This window comes from Algoriphagus sp., from assembly GCF_024642405.1.
Lineage (GTDB): Bacteria > Bacteroidota > Bacteroidia > Cytophagales > Cyclobacteriaceae > Algoriphagus.
Genome location: NZ_JAHEBC010000334.1, coordinates 1 through 4218, shown reverse-complemented (window position 1 = coordinate 4218; position 4218 = coordinate 1). Strand labels below are relative to the sequence as shown.

Below are 4218 nucleotides of genomic sequence, written 5' to 3'. Positions count from 1 at the left end.
CTATTTAAACAAAATAATAACCGCCCCCAAAGCGGTCAAAACCAAAATCATTTTTCTGAAAAATGCTTCATCGATCAACTTTACCAGCTTGATTCCCAATACAAATCCCAAAACAATTCCTGGGATCAATTTCAAATCGAGTAGGAGGGTTTCTTCGGAAATCGTATCCCAAAGGAAAAAATGAAAGGGTAATTTGAACACATTGATGATCAGGAAAAGCCATGCCGCAGTACCTATAAATTGATTTTTTGGAAGTCGCATCGCTAAAAAGTAAATATTGGAGATTGGACCCGCTAGGTTCCCAACCATGGTTGTAAAGCCTGCCAAGGTTCCAACACCACTTGCAAAAGCCCAATGAGTAGGAACCGTTTTCGTCTTTTTTTGATCCCACCAAACAATAATTCCTAAGACCAAGAATATAATGAGCGCCATCCCGATTTTAAAGCTTTGCTCAGGTAAATCCATACCAATCCAACTCCCCAGAATTATTCCCAAAATCATCCAAGGAAGAAATTTAGCCACATAACCCCATTGGGTATGCCGGTTGTAATAGATCACTGCAAATATATCTGCCACTACTAAAAGTGGTAATACGATCCCAGTTGATTGTTTGACTTCGAAGGCGATAGCCATAAAAGTCACATTGATAATAGCAATTCCTTTGATACCGGCTTTGGACATTCCAATCACAAAAGCCGCCAAAAAACTAAGAATCCAAGAAGTGGTACTTATCTCTGAGATAACTGATAAAAACATTGGTTGGGGTCAAAAGCAGAACACTAACTATTCCTATTTCCCAAACATATAAAAATCTAATCGTGGATTTTTAGGATTAGGCTTTATTATTAGGCTTAATGGTTTGGGATTGCATCCAGATAACCATCATATCAAAAAGCTTACAAATAGTAGAGAATGTGTTTACATGAAAAAATAGGAAATCGAAATAGAGTAGAAGGTTTAAAAAAGAAAATTCATTTTGCTAATGAATGAGAGAATAAATTCCCCCTCTCAACCAAAATAATTTTTTAAATTAGTTATGTAATGACTGATTTAATAAAGAAAGAAGCCAAAAGCCAACGTTGGATTCGAAATGTTTTTATTTCTCTATTTATTGCCAATATCCTTATTCTAATAGGGAAAGATGACTGGGTAAATCAATTTCAGAAGCCTTTACATTATTTAGATATGCTGGTGACGTTCATCAGTGTTTATATCATTTTAGAATTTATTGATCGGGTAAATCTTTTCTTAAACAATAAATTTGAATGGACGAATGATACTTTTAAACGAATTATCAATCAACTTTTATTTGCCATTATAGTACCGGCACTTCTTTCAATTCTTATCACTTATATCCAATGGGAATTTATCTGGCACCAAGACCTTCTCGAAGATAATTATTTTAAGTATGAATTCTTTCCTCAGTTTTTATTGATTCTTATTATCAATTTATTTTTTGTGGTAGAAAATCTTTTAAAAAAAGAAATGGCCTCCGAGAAAGAAAAAAATGTTTCTCTGGCACCAATTATTGGAAGAAAAGGCAGTAAGAAAATTCCAGTTAAATTTTCCAATGTTTCTTGTATCCAATTAAAACAAGGAATAGTTTTCTTAATCACGTTTGAAGGAGAGGAATTTTTACTCTCTGAGAACCTTGACCATTTCGAGAAAACCTTGCCTTCCAGTCACTTCTTTCGCGTAAACCGACAACTTATTATTAACCGAGAGGCATGTAAATCTTTTACATCTGGGACCAATGGAAAGGTAAATGTTATTATTTTTCCTGCTTTTGATACTATTCAAGTTAGCCAGAAAAGAGCTGCCAATTTCAGAAGTTGGATTAACAGTTAATTCTTTATCGACTTCAGATTATTTTTTATCGACTTCGGCGACAAATCATTGATAAAACCGAACCTAGGTGGTTTTTTATCGATCTTTAGTATAAAACCTAAAGCCATGAAAACTACTATAAAAACCTACTTTCAAAAAGCTCTGTTTATTTTCGCCTTAGCTGGTGTCACTTTTCTTCAATCTTGTATAGAGGACGAAAACTTATGTTTAACGGGCTCCGGAGTCGTGAATGAATATGATATTTCCATAACTCAGTTTGATAAAATATCAATTTCAGGTCCAGTTAACCTAAGAATAAAACAAGGGTCTGTTCAAAAAGTAACAGTGTTTGCAGAGCCTGAATTGATGCAACCCATAAGATACAAGGTAGTCAGCGGAGAACTGGAAATAGGGTATGATAACAACATCACTTGCTTCAATACCAATTTTGGCGTTTGGATAGTAATCACAGTTCCTGATATAAACGAAATTCAAGCCTCTGGCGAAAACATTATAGAGTCAGATGGTGACCTAGATCTGGACAACCTCTTCATTAATGCCGAAGGAAAGTCGACCATGAACCTGAAAGGAAAAGTTAACTCCCAAACTATATTCAGTTCTGGTCAAACGGTGGTAAATAATTTTAATCTGTTAACGCAGTCTACAACTCTAGATATATCCGGTGAAGGAAATTTGGAAGTGTCTTGCGAGGAAGAACTAGACATTGATGTTGATGGAGTTTCTACAATTTCCTACAAGGGGAATCCTTCAATTACCCAAAAAGTCTCTGGCACATTGAACCTGATTGATGCCAATTAATCACTATCGAAATAATTATGAAAAGGACTATAACACTGATATGCTGCCTTTTGTATTCGTTTTTTGCGGTAGGGCAAACCCGGATTAATGCTGGAATTGGATATTTTGGAGAAAATATTTCAAATCCAGGAATAGTACTCGAATTTGAATATGAAAAAATGCATGCAGAAGACTTCTCTATTCCTATAAGAGCAGACTTTGGACTTCATTCAAATCCGGGTTTCAATGCATTAACTTTTGATGTCCATACTGGATTTAGAAAATATTTTGAGTCTGGATTTATGTTAGAACAAGCAATAGGTCTTGGCCTGATTGGAAAAAAGTTTAAAAATGATATATGGTTTTTTGATGATTATAGCTATGGCATTTCCCATGGTAATAAAACTGTTATTGGTTTTATGCCTTCAATAACTATGGGGGCAGGTTATAATCTATCAAAGGAAAAGAAAGGGGTAGATCTCATATGGATTAGACCTAAGATTTTCTGGGATCTTGGATTTAGACCTCTCAATCTTCCTTACTGGGCACTACAAATGGGGCTAACACATACGTTTAAAACTAGGTAAATATGAAAAAGACTTATTTATATATTTTCTTAATCAGCATTATTCTGAGCGCTTGTGAAAAAACAGAATTCCAAATTGATGGTGATTTCTTTCATCTATCACATAAAGGTGCACAAATGCCAGTCTGGGTAAAAGGTAACTTCTCTTCTGATATTATGATCATTACGGTTCATGGTGGCCCAGGAGACTCAGGAATGGAGCAACATATAGCCACTGGGTTTAAAATGCTTGAAAATGATTATTTGATGGTCTATTGGGATCAAAGGTTGTCAGGAATGACTCAAGGAAATTCCAATACTGAGTATCAAAACCCAGATCAATATATTGAGGACACAGAGAAAATTGTAGAGCTAATCCAGAAAAAGTACCCAAATAAGAAGTTGTTTATGTTGGGACACAGTTGGGGTGGACAGTTGTCAGCAGGATACCTAGGTAGAGATGGTCATTCGAATAATTTTAAAGGATGGATTGATCTTGATGGTTCTCTTTATGGCGAATTGGAGTCTCAAATGATGAAGGATTGGATTTTAGAACGAGTACCTGCCGAGATGGCCAAACCAGGAGCAGATTTGGCTTATTGGCAATTTATTATTGATTTCTACGAAGCAAATCCAGCACCGGGAAATTACTCCGTAATTGAACCATACTTATACGTTGCCGCACTCAAGGGAGATGCCTATGATTGGGATGCAGTTCAAGCTGAAAACCCAACCCCATACAAGGATTTGATATTTAAATCAATGTTCTCGCTGTCTTTTTACTCGGACGCATTTTATAAGAAAAAGACGATGGAATTATGGGATGATCTGAATTATACTCCAGAATTGAAAAATATCACAATCCCTGCTCTAATGTTGTGGGGGGCAGATGATGGTGTCGTGCCGGCCGTATTAGCCGATTATGTTTATGATAATTTGGGTACGGATCCAAGCGAAAAAGAAGTTGTGAAAATTGCTGAATGTGCACATGGTCCTCAACATGAGCAACCCGAAATATTCTATCAGGA

The 4218-nt window shown here is 35.8% G+C and carries 5 protein-coding genes; 4 read left to right on the top strand and 1 reads right to left on the bottom strand.

The window, feature by feature from the left end; genetic code table 11:
* On the bottom strand, positions 1-756 hold the full coding sequence (locus Q0L68_RS17215; protein WP_296705500.1) for a sulfite exporter TauE/SafE family protein: 756 nt from the start codon (positions 754-756) through the stop codon (positions 1-3).
* A 285-nt stretch (positions 757-1041) separates the two neighbouring features.
* Here Q0L68_RS17215 and Q0L68_RS17210 point away from each other — a divergent pair, with 285 nt between their 5' ends.
* The 4 genes from Q0L68_RS17210 to Q0L68_RS17195 all read left to right on the top strand — a co-directional run.
* Entirely contained in the window at positions 1042-1848 is an 807-nt protein-coding gene (locus Q0L68_RS17210) for a LytTR family DNA-binding domain-containing protein (RefSeq protein ID WP_296705499.1), read from the top strand.
* Between the two features lie 105 nt (positions 1849-1953).
* Complete coding sequence (locus Q0L68_RS17205; RefSeq protein WP_296705497.1) at positions 1954-2646, top strand: head GIN domain-containing protein; 693 nt, start codon at positions 1954-1956, stop codon at positions 2644-2646.
* A gap of 17 nt (positions 2647-2663) precedes the next feature.
* Positions 2664-3212, top strand: a complete 549-nt coding sequence (locus Q0L68_RS17200) for a hypothetical protein (protein ID WP_296705495.1) — start codon at positions 2664-2666, stop codon at positions 3210-3212.
* A gap of 2 nt (positions 3213-3214) precedes the next feature.
* A partial coding sequence (locus Q0L68_RS17195) for an alpha/beta hydrolase (RefSeq protein WP_296705493.1) occupies positions 3215-4218 on the top strand: 1004 nt, incomplete at its 3' end.